Below are 18,068 nucleotides of genomic sequence, written 5' to 3' on the forward strand. Positions count from 1 at the left end.
ATGGCATCTGTCTCCGCAAGTGAACTCCTCGACCGCCACGGCGAGGCGCTCCGGCTCTTCACCGACCGGGTGCACGCGGTGCGCGAGGACCAGTGGTCCGCACCGACTCCGTGCACCGAGTGGACGGTCCGTGAGCTGGTCGCCCATCTCACCTCCGAACAGCTCTGGGTGGTGCCGCTGGTCACCGGGGGCCGCACCGTCACCGATGTCGGTGACGCCTTCGACGGCGATGTGCTGGGCGACGACCCCGTGACCGCCTGGGACCGGGCGGCGGACGGGGCGCGCAGGGCGTTCGAGGCGCCGGGCGCCCTGGAGCGGACGGTGAACCTCTCGTACGGGGACAGCGCCGCCGACGCCTACTGCGCGCAGATGGTGGCCGACGCCGTGGTCCACGCCTGGGACCTGTCCCGGGCGATCGGTGCCGACGAGCGGCTGCCCGCCCGGCTGGTCGAGTTCGCGCGCCGTGAGGTCGGACCGTACGCGAAGGACCTCTCGCAGAGCGGCCTGTTCGCCGCACCCCTCGACACCGCGGCGGACACCGACCCGCAGACGCGGCTGCTCGCACTGCTCGGCCGCCGGGCCTGAGGTCACCCGCGGCCGGGTGGCGTTGTCGGGCCAAATGCCACGCGATTAGTGTGGGTTCGATATTCCGGTCACGAGAGGCAGAAGTGAACGCACCGTATCTGGACGTGGCCGTACATGAGCAGGCCGAGCTCGGCGAGGGCCCGACCTGGGACCCGGTCACCGGCCGGCTGATCTGGGTCGACATCGTCTCCGCGCGCGTGCACACCTACGACCCGGTGAGCGGCCGCCGCACGGTGATGGCGACCGAACAGCACGTCGGGGCGGCCAAGCCGCGCGCCGGCGGCGGACTCGTGGTCAATCTGCGCGACGGCATCGGCCTGTACGACCCGGACGGCGCCTTCCGCTGGCTGGTCCACGACCCGGAGCCGGGCCGGCGCGGCAACGACGCGGCGGTCGCGCCGGACGGGGCACTGTGGGCGGGCACCATGCGCTACGACGGAGCCGCCGACGGGGGCAGCCTCACCCGCGTCGCGGGTGACGGTGCGGTGACCCCCGTGCTGCCCGCCGTGGCATGCTCCAACGGCATCGGGTGGAGCCCGGACGGCCGGCTGATGTACTTCATCGACACACCCACGCGCCGGATCGACGTCTTCGACTTCGACGGCGAACACGTCGTGAACCGGCGCCCGTTCGCCACCGTCGAGGACGGCGCGGGATTCCCCGACGGGCTGACGGTCGACGCCGGAGGTGCCGTCTGGGTCGCCCTGTGGGACGGTGCGGCGGTGCGCCGGTACACGGCCGACGGCGCCCTGGACCGGATCGTCGCACTGCCGGTACGGCGCCCGACCGCCTGCGCCTTCGGCGGCAGCGACCTGAGCGACCTCTACATCTCGACGGCCCGCACGGGGCTCGCCGCCCCGCACCCGCTGTCCGGATCGCTGCTGGTGCTGCCGGACGCGGGGCGCGGAATGCCCCAGGCTGCCTTCGGCGGCTGATCCCGCCTCACCTGCCGGTCACCGCCGCGCCCGCCGCTCCGTCGGCGGGCGCGGTCGGTCGAACCCTCGTATAAAGGGCCCTGAGTGCGAGACGACGCGACAGGGCGACGGGGCGGCGGCGAAGGAGGCCCGGATGGCGCGGCAGCGGACCGAGCGGGCGGGACGTACGGAGGGCGGTGCGCGCTCCGTACGCGAGGACCGGGGCCCCGTCCGGTACGGGCCGCCCGCCCCGGACCCCGGTCTGCCCGTGCTGCCCGAACTCGCCGAAGTGCTCGCCTCGGCAGCGGGCCGCAGCGAACCCGAGCCGACCGGTGGCAGCGAGGCCTTGCGCGAGGCCGCGACCGCCTACTGGGAGCGGCGCGGACTCCGCGGCGACCCGGAGCACGTCGCCGCGGCCCCGGGCGCCTCGCCGCTGCTGCTCGCGCTGATCGCCGCGCACGGCGGCGACGTGCTCATGCCGCGCCCCTGCCCGGCCACCTGGATCCCGCAGGCCCGGCTGCTCGGCAGGCCCGCCTACCATGTGCCGACCCCGGCCGAGTGCGGTGGCGTACCCGATCCGTACGCGCTCCTGGAGACCGTGCGAAGGGTGCGCGCCGAGGGCGGCAGGCCCCGGCTGCTGCTGATCTCCGTCGTCGACGACCCGACCGCCACCGTCGCCCCGCCGGAGCTGGTGCGCGAGGCGTGCGAGGCGGCGGTCGCCGAGGGGCTGCACGTCATCAGCGACGAGACCTGGCGCGACACCCTGCACCGGCCGCACGACACGGTCCTGCTCAGCCCGGCCGAGATGTGCCCCGACGATGTCACGGTCGTCTGCGATCTCGCCGGTGCGCTGACCCCGTCGGCCTGGCCGGTCGCGGTCGCCCGGTTCCCGGACACCGAACGGGCGGCGGTGCGTCACGCCCGTACGCTCGACATCCTCACCGCGCTCGGCGCGCTCGTCGCGGGGCCGGTCGCCATGGCCGCGGCCCACGCGCTGCGCGAACCGGACGCCGTGACGGACCGGGTCCGCCGGGCCGCCGCGCTCCAGGCCCGGGTCGCCGCCGCGGCCCACCGCGCGGTCCTGGCGTCGGGCGCGCTGGCCAGGCCCCCACAGGCGGGCCGGCATCTCTACGCCGATCTCGGCCCGCTCAGATCCCGGCTGGCGGGCCGCGGCGTCACGGACTCGCTGGAGCTGGAGGAGTACCTGACGGAACGTCTCGGCGCTCCGACACCGGGCGGGCACCGGTTCGGCGACGAACTGGGGGCGCTGCGCGTACGGCTGGGCACCGGGACGCTGCTCGGGTCGACCCCGGAACAGCAGATGGAGTCTCTCACCGCTGTGGCGCCCCTGGAATTGCCGCATGTGGCCGAAGCCCTGAGCATTTTCGGAACGGCCCTCGACGAACTCCGATGAGAAACTGCGAGACGGGAGTCTCTCGATGACGGAACAGACCGAGCGCTCCCGCACCGGGACCACGCAGCCGCCCCACGTGTCTCGCGGCAGGATCGTCGGACCGCGCCCGCTCGGCGAGGTCCGGGTCTGGCCCAGGAGCTTCGCCGATCGGCTCACCGCGCCGCTCCCGAGTGTCATGAGCATGTCCCGGCTGGCCCGTGAGCACGCCCTGCGGCCCAACGCGGAAGGACTGCGCGACATCCACCGCCTCCCCTACGCCCCCGAACCCCTGCCGGCCGTCCCCACCGGCAGCACGTCCCTCACCTGGGCCGGGCACGCCAGCTGGATCATCCGCACCGGCGGGCTGACCGTCCTCACCGACCCCGTCTGGTCCCGCCGCATCCTCGGGACGCCGGCCAGGATCACGCCGGTCGGCGTCCGCTGGGAGGACCTGCCGCCCGTGGACGCCGTCGTCATCAGCCACAACCACTACGACCACCTCGACGCCCCCACCCTGCGCAGACTGCCCAAGGACACCCCGCTCTTCGTCCCCGCCGGGCTCGGCCGCTGGTGCCGCCGTCGCCGCTTCACCTGCGTCACCGAACTCGACTGGTGGGAATCGGCCGAGCTCGACGGGGTCCGCTTCGATTTCGTACCGGCCCACCACTGGTCCAAGCGCACCCTCACCGACACCTGCCACTCCCTGTGGGGCGGCTGGATCATCGGCACCCCCGGCCCCGGCGGACAGCGGATCCACTTCGCCGGGGACACCGGGTACGGGCACTGGTTCGGCGAGATCGGCAGCCGGTACCCCGGGATCGACCTGACCCTCCTGCCGATCGGGGCGTACGAACCGCGCTGGTGGCTCGGTGACGTGCACACCGATCCCGAGCAGGCCATGCAGGCCTACGAGGATCTCGGCGCCCGCGCGATGGCGCCGATGCACTGGGCCACCTTCCTGCTCTCCGCGGAACCCGTACTCGAACCGCTGACCCGGCTGCGCACCGCCTGGCAGCGGGCCGGACACCCCCGGGCACTGCTCTGGGACCTGCCGATCGGTGCCTCGCGCGTACTGGAGCCGGCACCCCGCACGATCAGTGGCTGAACCGGGCCCGCGCCTTCCGCCACACTGCGGGCGCCCCGCTGATCAGCAGCGTCAGACCCACCGCCGCGACCACTCCCTGCCACGGCTCGGGGAAGAGCGAACCGCCCAGAATGCCGATCAGCTGGTACGTCGCCGCCCACGCCAGACACGCAGGCACATCGCCACGGGCGAACCGACGCAGTGGCATCCGGCCCAGCAGGCAGGCCAGCATCACCGGAATCCGCCCCGCGGGCACCAGCCTGGACAGCACCAGCACCGCCGCACCGTGCTCGTCCAGCTTCTGCCGGGCCTGCGCCAGCCGCTCCGGGGCGGCCCGGTCGCGGATCGTCCGCAGCCACTTCGAACCGTTCTTGGACCGCACCCCGCGCTGACCGAGCCAGTACAGGCAGATGTCCCCGAGGAACGCCGCGGCCGAGGCCACCGCGAAGACGATCAGCAGCGAGAACGGCGACGACTGGTGCAGCGCCACCACCGCGGCCGAACTCACCAGCGCACCCGTCGGCACTACCGGCACCAGCGCACCCAGCGCCACCAGCAGGAACAGGGACGGATAGCCGACCGCCTGCTGCGTCGACTCCGGGGGCAGCTGCCCCACGACCTGCTGTATCACCTGGCGGCCTCCGGCCGCACATGCTCACCGTGGGACAGCCGGTGCACGGACACCTCCGGCGCCAGCAGCGCCGCCTTGCGGACGAACTCGTCACCCGGTGAGTGGAACTCGTGCGGCCTGATCCCGTCCATGCCGATCGGCCAGTACGTGCCGTAGTGCACCGGCACGGCCGACCGCGGGGCCAACCGGGCCAGCGCCTGCGCCGCCTGGCCCGCGTCCAGATGGCTGTGGCCCAGATACGGGCCCCAGCCGCCCACCGGCAGCAGCGCCACGTCCACCGGGCCGACCGCCTGCGCCATCTCGTCGAAGAGCCCCGTGTCACCGGCGAAGTACGTCCGGGCCTCCCCCTCGACCATGAAGCCGAGCGCGGGGGAGCGATGCGGGCCCATCGGCAGGCGCCTGCCGTCGTGCATCGCCGGAACCGCCCTCACCCGCACCTCGCCGACCCGGACCTCGTCGCCCGGGGCCACCTCGGTGATCCGCAGCCCGCGTGCCGAGCGCAGCACCCGCAGCCCCGGCACGGAGCGCACCGCACCCAGCGGCACGACCAGCCTGCTGCCGGGGGCGAGCCTCGCCAGGGAGGGCAGATGCAGATGGTCGGAGTGCAGATGCGAGACCAGCACGACATCGGCGACCGCCGCCTCGGGGCCGGGCAGCTCACCGCGCCGGCGGCGCAGATGCGCGAAGCGCCGCGCGAAGAGCGGATCGGTCAGCACCCGGACCCCGGAGTCCTCGATGGTGCAGGTGGCATGACCCCACCAGGTGACTTCCACCGGCACGCGACGCCTCCTCGTTCCCGGGCTCCTCGGTTCCGGCCCCGGCATCGAGCCTAAGGGCTGAGCCGGGTCAGGGGCGCACAGGTGTTCCGGGCCCGTGCTCCGCACTCCCGCCCTCCCGGCACGCGCCTTCTTGCGCGGGGGTCCGGACGGTAGGGTCGCCGGTACGCCTAGGGTCTTTCGTTTGGATCAGGCCGGATCAGGGAGTGGGGTCTGGTGCGATCGCAAGGCGGAGGCGGGAGTCGACGCGGAGCGTCGGCGACCGACGACAACGCGGAGGGGGGTCCCCCCTGGCCCTTGAGGCCTTGGGGGAGTGCGTGCCAGGCCCCACGAGCCCGGCATGATCCAAACGAGAGGCCCCAACACGAGGGGACGGCCATGGGGGACGTGACGGACGTACGGGTGGCGGCCATCGCCAGCCTCACACCGCTCGAAGAGCTCGACAGCGATCCGTTCCTCGTGGACACCCGCAGCCAGCACGACATGTGCGCCCGCTGGGCCGCGGACAAGGGATACGTCGTCACCCGGCAGCTGCGGCTCTACGGACTGCGCCCCGACCACCACGCCCTGTGGGCCGATGTCGAGAGCGGCGACGTCGAACTGTTCGTCGCCGCCCACGACCGCGTGCTGGCGCGGGCGCTCACCTCGGTGCCGGAGTTCGCCGCGGAGTGTGAGCGGCGCGGCGTGCGGCTGGAGATCGCGGGGCTGGACGAGCCGCCGTACAACGCCCGTACGAAGGCGAGCGTGCACCGCAGACTCTCCATGCCGACCGCCGGTTACGACGGCTGCTGACCCGACCGCCGACCGCTGTGGCCGGTGGCCCGTGGGCCCGCTGTGGAAAGCTGGGGGCCAGGCCCGGAACGGCGGGGTCCGGATGTGAGGTGGAACGGCGTGGACGACGGGCGATGGCGAACAGCCGGCAGCGCCCTGATGCGAGTGGTCCTGGTGTGGGCGGTCTCGACGCTCACGATGCTGGCGCTCGCCGGGATTCTGCCGGACTTCCAGCTCCAGTCGGACGACGGCGACAGCATAACCAAGATCGCGTTCACCGCGGCCTGGGGCGCCGGCGCGTTCGGTCTGCTCTCCGCACTGGTCTGGCCCGTCCTGGTGAGGGCGCTGCTCATCGTGCCCGCGCTGGTGCTCGGGCTGCTCGTCTTCTTCCTGAACGGCTCGCTGCTGCTGCTCGCCCTGCGACTCATCCCGGACGGGCGCGGTGCCGCCGACCCGCAGACGGCCGTCGTCGTCGCGGCCGTGATGTCCGCCGTCGCCTCGGCGACCTCCACGGCGCTCGCCGTCCGCGACGACAATGCCTACCGGCGCAGGCTCTCCCGGCTGGCCGTCCGCCGCCGACGGCGCAGCGGTGCGGACAGCGGGCGCAGCGGACCGCCGGGCACCGTCTTCATCCAGCTCGACGGCGTCGGCCATGACGTGCTCGCCCACGCCGCCGACGAGGGCCTGATGCCGACCGTCGCGCAGTGGCTGGCGGACAAGGAGGGGCACCGGCTCACCCCGTGGCGCACCGACTGGTCCAGCCAGACCGGGGCCAGCCAGCTCGGCATCCTGCACGGCAGCAACCACGACGTCCCCGCCTTCCGCTGGTACGAGAAGGAGACCGGCGACATCATGGTCTCCAGCAGACCCGCGAGCGCCCTCGAACTCCAGCGCAGGGCCGTCGCGCGCACCCATGACGGCGGACTGCTCGCGCTGGACGGCGCCAGCCGCGGCAACCTCTTCAGCGGCGGCGCCGACCAGCTCGCGCTCGTCCTGTCCATGGCGGCCCGGTTCGGCAAGGGCCGCCGCTCCAGGGCCGGGTACTTCGCGTACTTCTCCGACCCGGCCAACGCCGTACGTACCGCGGTGTCGTTCGTCGCCGAGGTGTGCCGCGAGATCGGCCAGTCGACCCGGGCGCGGATGCGGAAGGTCACGCCCAGGATCAAGCGGGGCGGGCTGTACCCCTTCATCCGGGCCTTCGCGACCGTCGTCGAACGCGATGTGGTGGTCGCCGCCGTCATCGGGGACATGTTCGCCGGCCGCACCGCCGTCTACGCCGACCTGGTCGCCTACGACGAGGTGGCGCACCACTCCGGACCGAACAGCCGTGACGCGGAGAAGGTGCTCGCGCGCCTGGACCGCTCGCTCGCCCTGATCGCCAAGGTCGCCGAGCACACCCCGCGCACCTACCGAATCGTGCTGCTCTCCGACCACGGACAGAGCCCCGGGGAGACCTTCGCCGGGGCGTACGGGCTGACCCTCAAGGACCTGGTGCGGGCGGGCTGCGGGCTGCCCGTGCCCCGACGGGCGCAGCGCACCCGAAGCGCCTCGGAGGCGCGTGACGCGGTACGGATCGCCCTGCACCGGCCGGTCGACGAGGGCGCGGCGGAACACCTCACGAAGCCGTCCGACCCCGTGGTCCTCGCCTCCGGGAACCTCGGCCTGATCTCCTTCCCCGACATCGAGGGACGCGCCTCGCGCGAACAGCTCGACCGCAGCCACCCCGCCCTGCTCGGCACCCTCGCCAACCACCCCGGCATCGGCTTCCTGCTGGTCCGCAGCGAGCGCCACGGATCGGTGGTGCTGGGCCGCGGCGGAACGGAGACCCCGGTCTCGGAGCTGGTCGACGGGGAAGGTCCGCTGGCCCCGTTCGGCCCCGGCGCGGCTGCGGCGGTGCGGCGGACGGACACGTTCCCGCACGTCGCCGACATCATGGTCAACTCGATGTACGACGGCACCACGGGCTGTGTGCACGCCTTCGAGGAGCAGATCGGCTCGCACGGCGGTCTGGGCGGCGAGCAGTCCCGCCCGTTCCTGCTGCGGCCGGCCGTTCTGTCCGCGCCGGTGGCACCCGACACGGAGCTGGTCGGCGCCGAACAGGTGCACACGGTGCTGCGGCGCTGGCTGCGGGAGTGCCGGGGTCCGCAGATCCCTCTGGCGGCGCCCGGTGCGGTGGGTGGCGCGGACGAAGTGGACGGCACGGTCCAGGCGGCCGGCTGAGGGGCGTTGTCAGTGGTGGGCGGCAGGATGGGGGTCATGACGAACTCAGCTGTTGTGCTCGCCGATACCGCCGCCTACGCCGCCGCGGTCGAAGAAGCGTCGCAGGCCGCCGCCGCGTACTACGCCACGGGCGAGAGCACGCTCGACGACGACGCCTACGACCGGCTGGTGCGGGGGATCGCGGCCTACGAGCAGGAGCACCCGCAGGAGGCGCTGGACGCCTCCCCGACCGGCAAGGTGGCGGGCGGCGCCGCGACCGGCGACGTGCCGCACACGGTGCCGATGCTGTCGCTGGACAATGTGTTCTCGGCCGAACAGTTCGTCACCTGGACGGCATCGCTGGAACGCCGGATCGGCCGGCCCGTCGCGGCATGGAGCGTGGAGCCCAAGCTCGACGGACTGGCCGTCGCGGCGCGCTACCGGGCGGGCCGCCTGGAGCAGCTGATCACCCGCGGCGACGGCACCGCGGGCGAGGACGTCTCGCATGCGATCGGCACCGTGGTGGGCCTGCCCGAGCAGCTCGCCGAACCGGTGACGATCGAGATGCGCGGCGAGATCCTCATGACGACCGAGCAGTTCGAGCAGGCCAACGCCGTGCGCACCGAACACGGCGGCGCCCCCTTCGCCAACCCGAGGAACGGCGCGGCGGGCACCCTCCGCGCCAAGGACCGCGCGTACACGGTGGAGATGACGTTCTTCGCCTACGGCGCCCTGCCGCTGCCCGACTCCGGCGAGCTGGCCGACACCCTCGCCGAACTCCCGCACAGCGAGCTCCTCGCCCTCGTCGCCCGGCTCGGAGTGCACACCGCGGCGGACACGGACGTGGCGCCGCGCACCGTCACCACCGTCGAGGAGGTGCAGAGCCGGGTCGAGGAAGTCGCGGCCCTGCGCGCCTCGTTGCCGTTCGGCATCGACGGCATCGTGATCAAGGCCGATCTCGCGGCCGACCAGCGCGAGGCCGGATCCGGGAGCAGGGCGCCGCGCTGGGCCATCGCTCACAAGCTCCCGGCCGTCGAGAAGGTCACCCGGCTCCTCGGCGTCGAATGGAACGTGGGGCGGACCGGCATCATCGCGCCGCGCGCCGTGCTGGAGCCGGTCGAGATCGACGGCTCGACCGTCAGCTACGCCACGCTGCACAACCCCGCCGACATCACCCGCCGCGATCTGCGCCTGGGCGACCGGGTGATGGTCTACAAGGCGGGCGACATCATTCCCCGTATCGAGGCCCCCGTCGCCCATCTGCGGACCGGTGACGAGAAGCCGATCGACTTCCCCGAGGCATGCCCGCAGTGCGGCTCCGAGATAGACACCAGCGAGCAGCGCTGGCGCTGTGTCCGGGGCCGCGACTGCCGGCTCGTCGCCTCCATCTCGTACGCGGCGGGCCGCGACCAGCTCGACATCGAGGGCCTCGGCGGGACCCGCGTCGTCCAGCTCGTCGAAGCCGGTCTGGTGACCGACCTCGCCGACCTCTTCACCCTCGACCGCGAGCAGTTGCTGGGCCTGGAGCGGATGGGCGAGACCAGCACCGACAATCTCCTGGCCGCCATCGGGACGGCACGGACCCAGCCGCTCTCCCGGGTCTTCTGCGCGCTGGGGGTACGCGGCACCGGGCGCTCCATGTCGCGGCGGATCGCCCGGTACTTCGCGGACATGGACCGCATCAGGGCGGCCGACGCCGAGGAGCTCCAGCGGGTCGACGGCATCGGCAAGGAGAAGGCCGCAAGCGTCGTCGCGGAGCTGGTGGAACTGGCCCCGCTGATCGAGAAGCTGGTGGCCGCCGGGGTCAACATGACGGAGCCCGGTGCCACGCCGCCGCCCCCGCCGGGGGAGGAGGGCGAGGAGGCGGCCGCCGCCGCGGACGGGGAAGGCACCGGTCTGCCGCTTGACGGGATGACCGTGGTGGTCACCGGAGCCATGACCGGCGCCCTGGAGAAGCTCTCGCGGAACGAGATGAACGAGCTGATCGAGCGGGCCGGCGGGAAGTCCTCGTCCAGCGTCTCCAAGCGCACCTCGCTCCTGGTCGCCGGGGAGAAGGCCGGATCCAAGCGCACCAAGGCGGAGGACCTCGGCGTCCGGATCGCCGCGCCGGACGAGTTCGCCGAACTGGTCGCCGTGTTCCTGCCGTCGGAGGTCTGAGGCACGACGGAGGCCGCCCGGGGCCCGTCCGACCCCGGTCCACCGGACAGGCCCCAGCGGCCGAGCCCTTGGATTTTGCCCGGGAGTGGCTTTCTTTGCCTCCCTATTGCATAGTGAGGGCTCGGCCATGCCTCGCTATCAGCGGGTTCATGGGTGTGTGCGCGGCCGCGGTGGCGGGCCGAGGGGAGGGGCGATGCGTTCTCTGCACGACGGACGGCGACTCGGTCCGTCCGTCCGTCAGGACCACAAGGGCGTCACCCGTGGCCTCGCCCTCGATCTCGGCAGCTCCCGCACCCGCGTCTGGGTGCCCGGACACGGCCTCATGGCCGACACCGACATCTGCGGCGACTTCGGTACGGGGCCCGCGCACGGCGGCCCGGTCCGGCGGGGGCGCATCGTCGACGCCGAGTCGTGCGGCCGGATGCTCGGCCGTATCGCCGACACGGCACTGGGCGCGGACCGCACCGGCACCGTGATCGTCCTCAGCCACCCCGTCCTCGCCGGGGCCCGGCACCGCGCCGCGGCGAGGGAACTGATCGCCGCCCTGGGGCCGACGACCGTCATCGCCCTCGACAGCGCGAGGGCCGCCGCCGCATACGCCGGACCGCAGGACGGCGGCCCGCTCCTCGTCATCGACATCGGTGCCGGGCTGACCGAGACGACCCTGCTCGTCGACGGGCAGGTCCGCGACGCCCGCCAGGCCGAGACGGGGCTGGGCGACCTCGGCCCGGCGCAGCCGCCCACCGCCGTCGTCCGCACCGTACTGGACATGATCATGGAGATGTGGAAGCAGGACCGGCACGGCGCCGTCCTCGGGGCCCTGCGCAAGGGCCCGTTGCTCATCGGGGGCGGTGCCACCCGCCCCGACATCACCAACCGGATAGCGGTCCGCCTCGGGGTCCCGGTACGTCTCGCCGACGACCCGGCGACCGCGGTCGTACGCGGCGCCGGGATGGTCCTCGGCTCCGTACTCCGCCAGGCCGGCGCGGCACCGGCCCTGACCGGCCGAATCGGGTGACCCCCCTCCCGGGGCCGCCCCCGGGGAACGCGCCCCGAGGGGCACGGCCGGGCGCGGCACACCGCGGTACCGGGCGGGCGGCCCGCCTGGTCCTCGCCGCACTCCTGCTCGCCGTCCTCACCGTCGTCGGCGGCACCCCCGCAGCCGCCGGATCCGCGCTCCCCGCCCGGCCGTTCGCCGGGGTGCCGCCCTCCGCCGCGTACTCACCCGGCGCCCACCAGCCCACCCCGCACACCGACCGGACCGCCCGCACGGGCACCGTCCACGACTCCCGGCGCACCCGCACGGCCACGGCGACCGACCACCACCGCTACCGGCCGCAGACCGCACCCCTGCCCCAGCCCCGGGCCGGCACCGACCAGGCCCGCACCGCGCACCACCTCCCGCCGCCCGGCCCCCACGTCCTGCCGGCCGGCGCGCCCGGCATCCACGCTCCGCACCGGGCCCACCGGCCGGCCCCCACCGCACCCCCTCGTGCCACCGACCAGTCGCGCGTCGCGCTCCCCGGCGTACGCGGGCCTCCATGGACGGCCGTTCACCGGCCACCGGTCCTGCCACCGGTCCCGTCCCACAGAGCCGCCGTGCCGCCCTTGCCGAGGTGAGGGCGCCCGGCGCCCCCTCGGAGGAAACCCATGACTCGCGCCACCACGGTGCGAGCGGTTCTGGCTGCGGCCGTGCTGCTCGTCTCCGTGCTCATCACGCTGACCATGTCACCCAGACTCGGCCTCGACCTTCAGGGCGGCACCAGAATGGTGCTCCAGGCCAAGGACTCGGACACCGCCAGGGCGGACCGGGAGAGCACCGACCGCACACTCGAAGTGCTGCGCCAGCGCATCGACTCGCTCGGCGTCGCCGAACCCACCCTGACCCGCTCCGGCGAGGACCAGATCATCGTCGAACTCCCGGACGTCCAGGACCCGCGCAAGGCCGCGGAGGTCATCGGCAGAACGGCTCAGCTCAGCTTCCATGCCATCCAGGGCCCGGACAGCGGGGACGAGGGCAGGGCCGAAGCGGGGCCGACCCTCCCCGACGAACAGGGGCGCGCCCTCGATCTCGGCCCGGCCCGGCTCTCCGGCGCGGGCGTCAAGGACGCCACCGCCGCGTTCGACGCCCAGCAGGGCGCCGGCTGGACCGTGTCCCTCGACTTCCACAAGCAGGCCGGCCGGGACTGGACCAGGCTGACCGGCGAAGCCGCCTGCCACCCGGTCCAGGACGACCGGCGCCGCGTCGCCATCGTCCTCGACGAGCAGATCATCTCCTCGCCGCAGGTCTCCCCGTCGGTCGGCTGCAACGTCGGCCTGCCCTCCGGCTCCACCCAGATCACCGGATCGTTCAGCGCGGACGAGGCCCGCGAACTGGCCCTCCTGATCAAGGGCGGCGCCCTGCCGCTCCCCGTCGAGATCGTCGAGCAGCGGACCGTGGGACCGACGCTCGGCGCGGCAGCCATCGACGCCAGTGCCCGTGCCGCCCTCATCGGCGCCGCGGCCACCGCACTCTTCATCACCGTCGTCTACCGGCTCTTCGGCGCACTCGCCGCCGTCGCGCTCGCCGCCTACGGACTGATCTCCTACGCGGCCCTGGTGGGCCTCGGCGTCACCCTCACCCTGCCGGGCCTCGCCGGATTCGTCCTGGCCATCGGGATGGCGGTCGACGCCAACGTGCTGGTCTTCGAGCGGGCCAGGGAGGAACACGCACAGCATCCGGGCCGCTCCCTGCGCTCCTCGCTGACCGCCGGATTCCGGGGCGCCTGGAGCGCCGTCGCCGACTCCAACGTGACGACGCTGATCGCGGCCGGGCTCCTCTTCTCCCTCGGCTCCGGACCGGTGAAGGGATTCGGCGTCACACTCGCCATCGGCGTGATCGCCTCCATGTTCTCCGCACTCGTCATCGCCCGCGCACTCACCGAGATCGCGGCAGGCTCCCGGTTCGTCAACGACTACCGGGGCGTCAACGGCATCGCGTTCCCCGGCCGGGTACGCACCTGGCTGACCCGCCGCGATCCCCGGCTGATGCGGTTTCCGAGCCGCTGGCTGATGGTCTCCACCGCACTGGTCGCCGTGGCCGTCCTCGGGATCGCCGTGCGCGGTGTCAACCTGGGCGTCGAGTTCACCGGCGGTCGGCTCGTCGAGTACTCGACGAGCCGACCGGTCGACGTGGAGCGGGCCCGCACCGCCCTGGCCGGCGCGGGCTTCGGCGACGCCGAGGTCACCACGGCCGGTGCGGGCGACATCTCCGTACGGACCGGCGAACTCGACAACGACGGCGAACACGCCCTGCGCGCCGCCCTCGCGGCGGAGGGCGGCACGACCACCAAGGTCCGCGACGAGCTGATCGGCCCCAGCCTCGGCGACGAACTGCGGCGCAATGCCCTGATCGCGCTGGGTATCGCCGTGCTCGTGCAACTGGCCTATCTGGCGGTCCGGTTCCGCTGGACGTTCGCCGTGGCCTCGGTCGGGGCGCTGGTCCACGACGTGATCATCCTGGTCGGCGCCTTCGCCTGGCTCGGCCGCACCGTCGACGGCATCTTCCTGGCCGCACTCCTCACCGTCATCGGATACTCCGTCAACGACTCGGTGGTGGTCTTCGACCGGGTACGGGAACTCTGGGCGAAGGCCCGGCGCGTACCTCTGGCCACCATCGCCGACCGGGCCGTTCTCCAGACCATCCCGCGCACGGTCAACACCGGAATGGGCGCGCTCTTCATCCTCGTCGCGCTCGCCGTGCTGGGCGGGGACTCCCTCGCGGACTTCGCCCTCGCCCTGCTGATCGGCATCTGCGTCGGCACGTACTCCTCGGTGCTGACCGCCGTGCCGGCCGCCCTCGTCCTGGAGCGGAGCAGCAAGGCCCCGCCGCCTGCCCGCAAGCGGTCACCGGGACGCCGGTCCGGTACGAAGGCGGCACGCCGGGATCCGCTCGACAACGGAGCACGCGTCTAGGGTCTGGAAAGGGCCTGCTCCGGATCAGTTCCGGCGCTCGGAGTCTGCTTCGAGCGCCGGCTCGGGGGCCGTCATGTCGAGCAGGACCATGGCGTCGTGGTCGGGGGTGCCGGGCTCGGCCACGTACCTCCCGAGGCTTGTCCCACGTCTGCACCGGCTCCGGGACCGACACGGCGGATTCCCTCCGCACGCTTCACCGGGCGCCACTCTCCTGATCCGGCTGACCGGCGGGCCCGCTGACCGGCCACGCACCCTGCCTGCGCTCTCACTCCGAAGGGGCGGCTGAAAGGTGCTGGTCGGCGGCCCAGGAGGCGAGGATCCGCAGCCGGTCGTGGGTGGGGGTGCCGGCCGCGGCGGTCCAGATGACGAGCTGCTGATCGGGGTCGGTGCTGGCGGTCAGGGTGTCCCAGTCGAGGGACAGCTCGCCGACGACGGGGTGGTGAAGGGTCTTGGAACCGATCGCGAGGGCAGCGACGTGATGGGCGGCCCACCACTGGCGGAAGTCCGCGTCCTGGACGGACAGTTCTCCCACCAGCGCGGTGAGCCGGGGGTCGTCGGGGTATTTGGCGGCCTCCATGCGGAACTGCGCGACGGCTGTGCGGGCGACCTGCTCCCAGTCGCCGTACAGAGTCCGCATCGCCGGGTCGGTGAAAAGAATGCGGAGGTAATTCCGCTGCTTCTCGGGGATCCGGGCGAAGTCCGTGACGAGGGCGGCGGCCAGCTGGTTCCAGGCGATGATGTCCATCCGTCGGCCGAGGACGACGGCGGGCGTGGCGGTGAGGTCGTCCAGCAGGCGCTGAAGCTGTGGCTGGACCTTCTGGCGGGCGTGGCGCCGGGGGCGGGGAGTCTCCTTGCCGGCGAGGCCGAAGAGGTACTTGCGCTGGTCGTCGTCGAGGTGCAGGGCCTGGGCGAGGCCGTTGAGGACGGGCGCGGAGGCCTGGAGACGGCCCTGTTCCAGCCGGGTGTAGTAGTCGGTGGAGATCGCGGCGAGCTGCGCGACCTCTTCGCGTCGCAGGCCGGTGACGCGACGGGGCCGCGGGGGGTCGGGCAGCCCGACGGTGCGGGGGGTGAGCTCGGCCCGGCGGGCCTTGAGGAACTCTCCCAGCTCGTTGAGATACGGGTCGGGGCTCATGGACCCAGTCTCGCATCGCCGGACCCGCGCGAAGGGGGGAGAGCTTCTTCCTATGAAGGCTTCTTCCTACGAACAAAGCCTCCCCTTTTCTTGACCCGCAGCCGGTGTGAGAGTCGGTGGTGAGGCTGCCGGAAGGCAGAGCGGCCGTCCTCCGGCCAGGGAAGCCGTCACCGCCCTGATCGCCCTGTACCGCAACGACCAGCTCGGCTTCCACGTCGAGCCGGCGCTGGAGAACGGGCTGCCGGAGAAAGAGCTGACCGAGGCCATCACTCATCCGGCCTTCCACGCGAGCCGGCCCGACGCCGTGGGCACGGCCGGACAGCTGAAGGCCGTCCTGGCGTCCGCCGATGACGCCCGGGATTCGGCCGGATCGACGTGCTGATCAACAACGCCGCCGGCTTCCAGGCCGGCTACTTCGAGGAGATCTCCGACGCCCAGATGCGGGCCCAGATCGAGACGAACCTGTTCGGCCCGATGAACGTCACCCGCGCCGTTCTGCCGGTCATGTGCAAGCAGCGCGCCGGTCACATCGTCACGATCTCCTCGATCGCCGGCCTGGTCGGCCAGGAGTTCTGCGTCGCCTACGCGGCGTCCAAGTTCGGTGTCGAGGGCTGGATGGAATCCCTGCGCTTCGACGTCGAGCCGTACGGCATCCGTACCACGATCGTCGAGCCCGGCTTCTTCCGCACCGAGCTGCTCGTGGATGCCTCCACCAGTTGGGCGGAGCTGTCCATCGACGACTACGCCGAGCGGACGAAGTCCACCAAGGCGATGTGGCAGTCGATGAACGGCCGGCAGGCCGGCGATCCGGTCAAGCTCGCCGACGCCCTGCTGAAGGTCGTCGACCTGGAGGAACCGCCCCTGCGGTTCGTCGCCGGCGACGACGCCATCCCCACCGCCGAGGCCAAGGGCAAGGAGATCACCGAACAGGCCGGTGCGTCCCGCGCCCTGGGCTCGGGCCTCGCCCACGGCGACGCCGCCTGACCGGCGGCCGAACACAACGCAACACAACGCAATACATCGCCACGCAACACAGCCCGCTCACTCTCACACCCACATCCACACCTCATGCGAGGAGGACCCGTGGAATTCGTCAAGGCCCGGCCCACCGGCAAGGGCCCCGAGGACTGGTTCGACGGAGACGTCTGGTTCGACGTCATCCACGCCGGCCAGGAGCCGTCCCGGGAACTCCTGCCCGCCGTCGCCGACGGCCGGGTCCGCCCCCTCATCGACAGCACCCATACCTTTACCACGCCACCGAAGCCCTGGAACGCCTGCGTTCGCACCGGGCCCACGGAAAGGTCGTCCTGACCGTCGACTGACGGGGCGGTCGAGAACCGCTGCCGGGGGTCAGCCGGTCGGGGCCGAGGGGCCCACCTCAGCGGCGCCACTCACGTCCTGCAGGGCATCTACGGCCTCTCACCGCGGGGCTACTCGTTCGCGTTCGGCCTGAACCCCCTCGGATTCATGGTGTTCGGCTTCGCCGTCGGCCGCGTGGCCGAACGGTGGTCGGAGAAGGGCACCCTCGTCATCGGCCTGGTCCTGTGCGTGCTCGGCTCGACCGCGCTGCTGACGACCGCCGCCGCCCCCCACCAGGCACGATGTCCGCCGCGGTCACCGAGGCACGGTGCATGGGCTCCTCGCACCGCCGACCGCCAACCTGTCCGGAAGGCCATCAGGGAACGAGGGACCGCAGATGGTCGGCGGTGGCCCGGTCGGCGGGCAGCAGCGTCTCGATCGCCAGCTCGGCCACCGTCACATCCATCGGCGTATTGAACGTCGCGATGGAGCAGACGAAGGAGAGCACCCGCCCGTCGTGCTCGATCAGCAGGGGCAGCGCGAAGGGCAGCGACGCAACGGGCCCGGGGCCGGTGCCTTCCGGAACGGGATAGCCCGCGACCTCCTCGTACAGCTCACGCAGCTCCGCCGAACGGGCCAGGGCGATCTGGCGCTCCATCTGGTCCAGCAGATCGGCCCGCCACTCCCGCAGATTGCGGATGCGCGGGGCGAGACCCTCCGGGTGCAGGGTGAGCCGCATGGCGTTCAACGGCGGTACGAGCAGATGTTCGGCCACCCCCTCCATCAGCGTCGCCATACCCCGATTGGCCGCCACCACGTTGTACGTACCGTCGACGACCAGCGCCGGATACGGGTCGTACGCCTGGAGCAGCCGCTCCATCCCCTCGCGCAGCGCGTCCAGTGCCGGGTCGTCGAGCGCGGTCTGTGCGTAGCGGGGCGCGTAACCGGCCACCACCAGGAGGGCGTTGCGTTCTCTGACCGGGACCTCGAGATGCTCGGCCAGCCGCAGGACCATCTCCTCGCTGGGGCGGGAGCGGCCCGTCTCGATGAAGGAGATGTGCCGGGCCGAGGAATCGGCACGGAGCGCCAGCTCCAACTGGCTGATCCTGCGCTGCTCCCGCCAGCTGCGCAGGAGCGGTCCTACCCCCGTGTCAAGCGCGACAGTTGTCATAC

Annotated in this window: 15 protein-coding genes and 2 pseudogenes; 13 read left to right on the plus strand and 4 right to left on the minus strand. The window is 72.7% G+C overall.

What is annotated here, in order from left to right; genetic code table 11:
- The 4 genes from OG611_RS34480 (at position 1) to OG611_RS34495 (ending at position 3,997) form a co-directional block, all read left to right on the plus strand.
- Complete coding sequence (locus OG611_RS34480; RefSeq protein WP_266429269.1) at positions 1-585, plus strand: TIGR03086 family metal-binding protein; 585 nt, start codon at positions 1-3, stop codon at positions 583-585.
- Positions 586-668: 83 nt separating this feature from the next.
- Positions 669-1,520, plus strand: a complete 852-nt coding sequence (locus OG611_RS34485) for an SMP-30/gluconolactonase/LRE family protein (RefSeq protein WP_266429271.1) — start codon at positions 669-671, stop codon at positions 1,518-1,520.
- A 133-nt stretch (positions 1,521-1,653) separates the two neighbouring features.
- Entirely contained in the window at positions 1,654-2,913 is a 1,260-nt protein-coding gene (locus OG611_RS34490; RefSeq protein WP_266429273.1) for an aminotransferase class I/II-fold pyridoxal phosphate-dependent enzyme, read from the plus strand.
- A gap of 25 nt (positions 2,914-2,938) precedes the next feature.
- Positions 2,939-3,997 (plus strand): MBL fold metallo-hydrolase, encoded by a 1,059-nt coding sequence (locus tag OG611_RS34495; RefSeq protein ID WP_266429276.1) that lies wholly within the window; start codon positions 2,939-2,941, stop codon positions 3,995-3,997.
- Here OG611_RS34495 and OG611_RS34500 read toward each other — a convergent pair.
- Together OG611_RS34500 and OG611_RS34505 are read right to left on the minus strand one after the other, a co-directional pair.
- The gene (locus OG611_RS34500; RefSeq protein ID WP_266429279.1) at positions 3,987-4,607 is read right to left on the minus strand and encodes a DedA family protein; all 621 of its coding nucleotides are present in this window, start codon (positions 4,605-4,607) and stop codon (positions 3,987-3,989) included. The genes OG611_RS34495 and OG611_RS34500 overlap by 11 nt on opposite strands.
- A complete protein-coding gene (locus tag OG611_RS34505) occupies positions 4,604-5,386 on the minus strand; it encodes an MBL fold metallo-hydrolase (RefSeq protein WP_266429283.1) in 783 nt (260 codons plus the stop codon). The genes OG611_RS34500 and OG611_RS34505 overlap by 4 nt, the downstream gene beginning before the upstream one ends.
- A 375-nt stretch (positions 5,387-5,761) precedes the next feature.
- Between OG611_RS34505 and OG611_RS34510 the strand changes: the two genes are divergently transcribed.
- From OG611_RS34510 to secD, 6 genes are all read left to right on the plus strand, one after another.
- Positions 5,762-6,175, plus strand: coding sequence for a hypothetical protein (locus OG611_RS34510; RefSeq protein ID WP_266429286.1), 414 nt, complete (start codon positions 5,762-5,764; stop codon positions 6,173-6,175).
- A 99-nt stretch (positions 6,176-6,274) separates the two neighbouring features.
- Positions 6,275-8,374, plus strand: coding sequence for a phage holin family protein (locus OG611_RS34515; RefSeq protein WP_266429289.1), 2,100 nt, complete (start codon positions 6,275-6,277; stop codon positions 8,372-8,374).
- A 27-nt stretch (positions 8,375-8,401) separates the two neighbouring features.
- Positions 8,402-10,510: an NAD-dependent DNA ligase LigA gene (ligA, locus tag OG611_RS34520; protein WP_266429292.1), complete on the plus strand. Its 2,109-nt coding sequence runs from the start codon at positions 8,402-8,404 to the stop codon at positions 10,508-10,510.
- Positions 10,511-10,703: 193 nt separating this feature from the next.
- Positions 10,704-11,528, plus strand: coding sequence for a rod shape-determining protein (locus OG611_RS34525; protein ID WP_266429296.1), 825 nt, complete (start codon positions 10,704-10,706; stop codon positions 11,526-11,528).
- Complete coding sequence (locus tag OG611_RS34530) at positions 11,525-12,130, plus strand: hypothetical protein (protein ID WP_266429300.1); 606 nt, start codon at positions 11,525-11,527, stop codon at positions 12,128-12,130. Before OG611_RS34525 ends, OG611_RS34530 begins: the two co-directional genes overlap by 4 nt.
- A 30-nt stretch (positions 12,131-12,160) precedes the next feature.
- Complete coding sequence (gene secD, locus OG611_RS34535) at positions 12,161-14,464, plus strand: protein translocase subunit SecD (RefSeq protein WP_266429303.1); 2,304 nt, start codon at positions 12,161-12,163, stop codon at positions 14,462-14,464.
- Positions 14,465-14,729: 265 nt separating this feature from the next.
- On the opposite strand, the gene OG611_RS34540 is transcribed toward secD, so the two are convergent.
- Entirely contained in the window at positions 14,730-15,596 is an 867-nt protein-coding gene (locus tag OG611_RS34540; RefSeq protein WP_266429306.1) for a helix-turn-helix domain-containing protein, read from the minus strand.
- Positions 15,597-15,702: 106 nt separating this feature from the next.
- Here OG611_RS34540 and OG611_RS34545 point away from each other — a divergent pair, with 106 nt between their 5' ends.
- The 3 genes and pseudogenes from OG611_RS34545 to OG611_RS34555 all read left to right on the plus strand — a co-directional run.
- Positions 15,703-15,978, plus strand: a complete 276-nt coding sequence (locus OG611_RS34545; RefSeq protein ID WP_266429309.1) for a carboxymuconolactone decarboxylase family protein — start codon at positions 15,703-15,705, stop codon at positions 15,976-15,978.
- Positions 15,957-16,580, plus strand: a pseudogene (locus OG611_RS34550) (SDR family NAD(P)-dependent oxidoreductase); the annotation flags it as partial. The gene OG611_RS34545 and the pseudogene OG611_RS34550, both read left to right, overlap by 22 nt.
- Positions 16,581-16,679: 99 nt before the next feature.
- A pseudogene (locus OG611_RS34555) lies at positions 16,680-16,781 on the plus strand (cupin domain-containing protein); the annotation flags it as partial.
- 490 nt (positions 16,782-17,271) lie between these two features.
- On the opposite strand, the gene OG611_RS34560 reads toward OG611_RS34555, so the two are convergent.
- Complete coding sequence (locus OG611_RS34560) at positions 17,272-18,066, minus strand: helix-turn-helix domain-containing protein (RefSeq protein ID WP_266429312.1); 795 nt, start codon at positions 18,064-18,066, stop codon at positions 17,272-17,274.
- Positions 18,067-18,068 lie beyond the last annotated feature (2 nt).

Origin of the sequence: Streptomyces sp. NBC_01363 (genome assembly GCF_026340595.1) — a bacterium.
GTDB lineage: Bacteria > Actinomycetota > Actinomycetes > Streptomycetales > Streptomycetaceae > Streptomyces.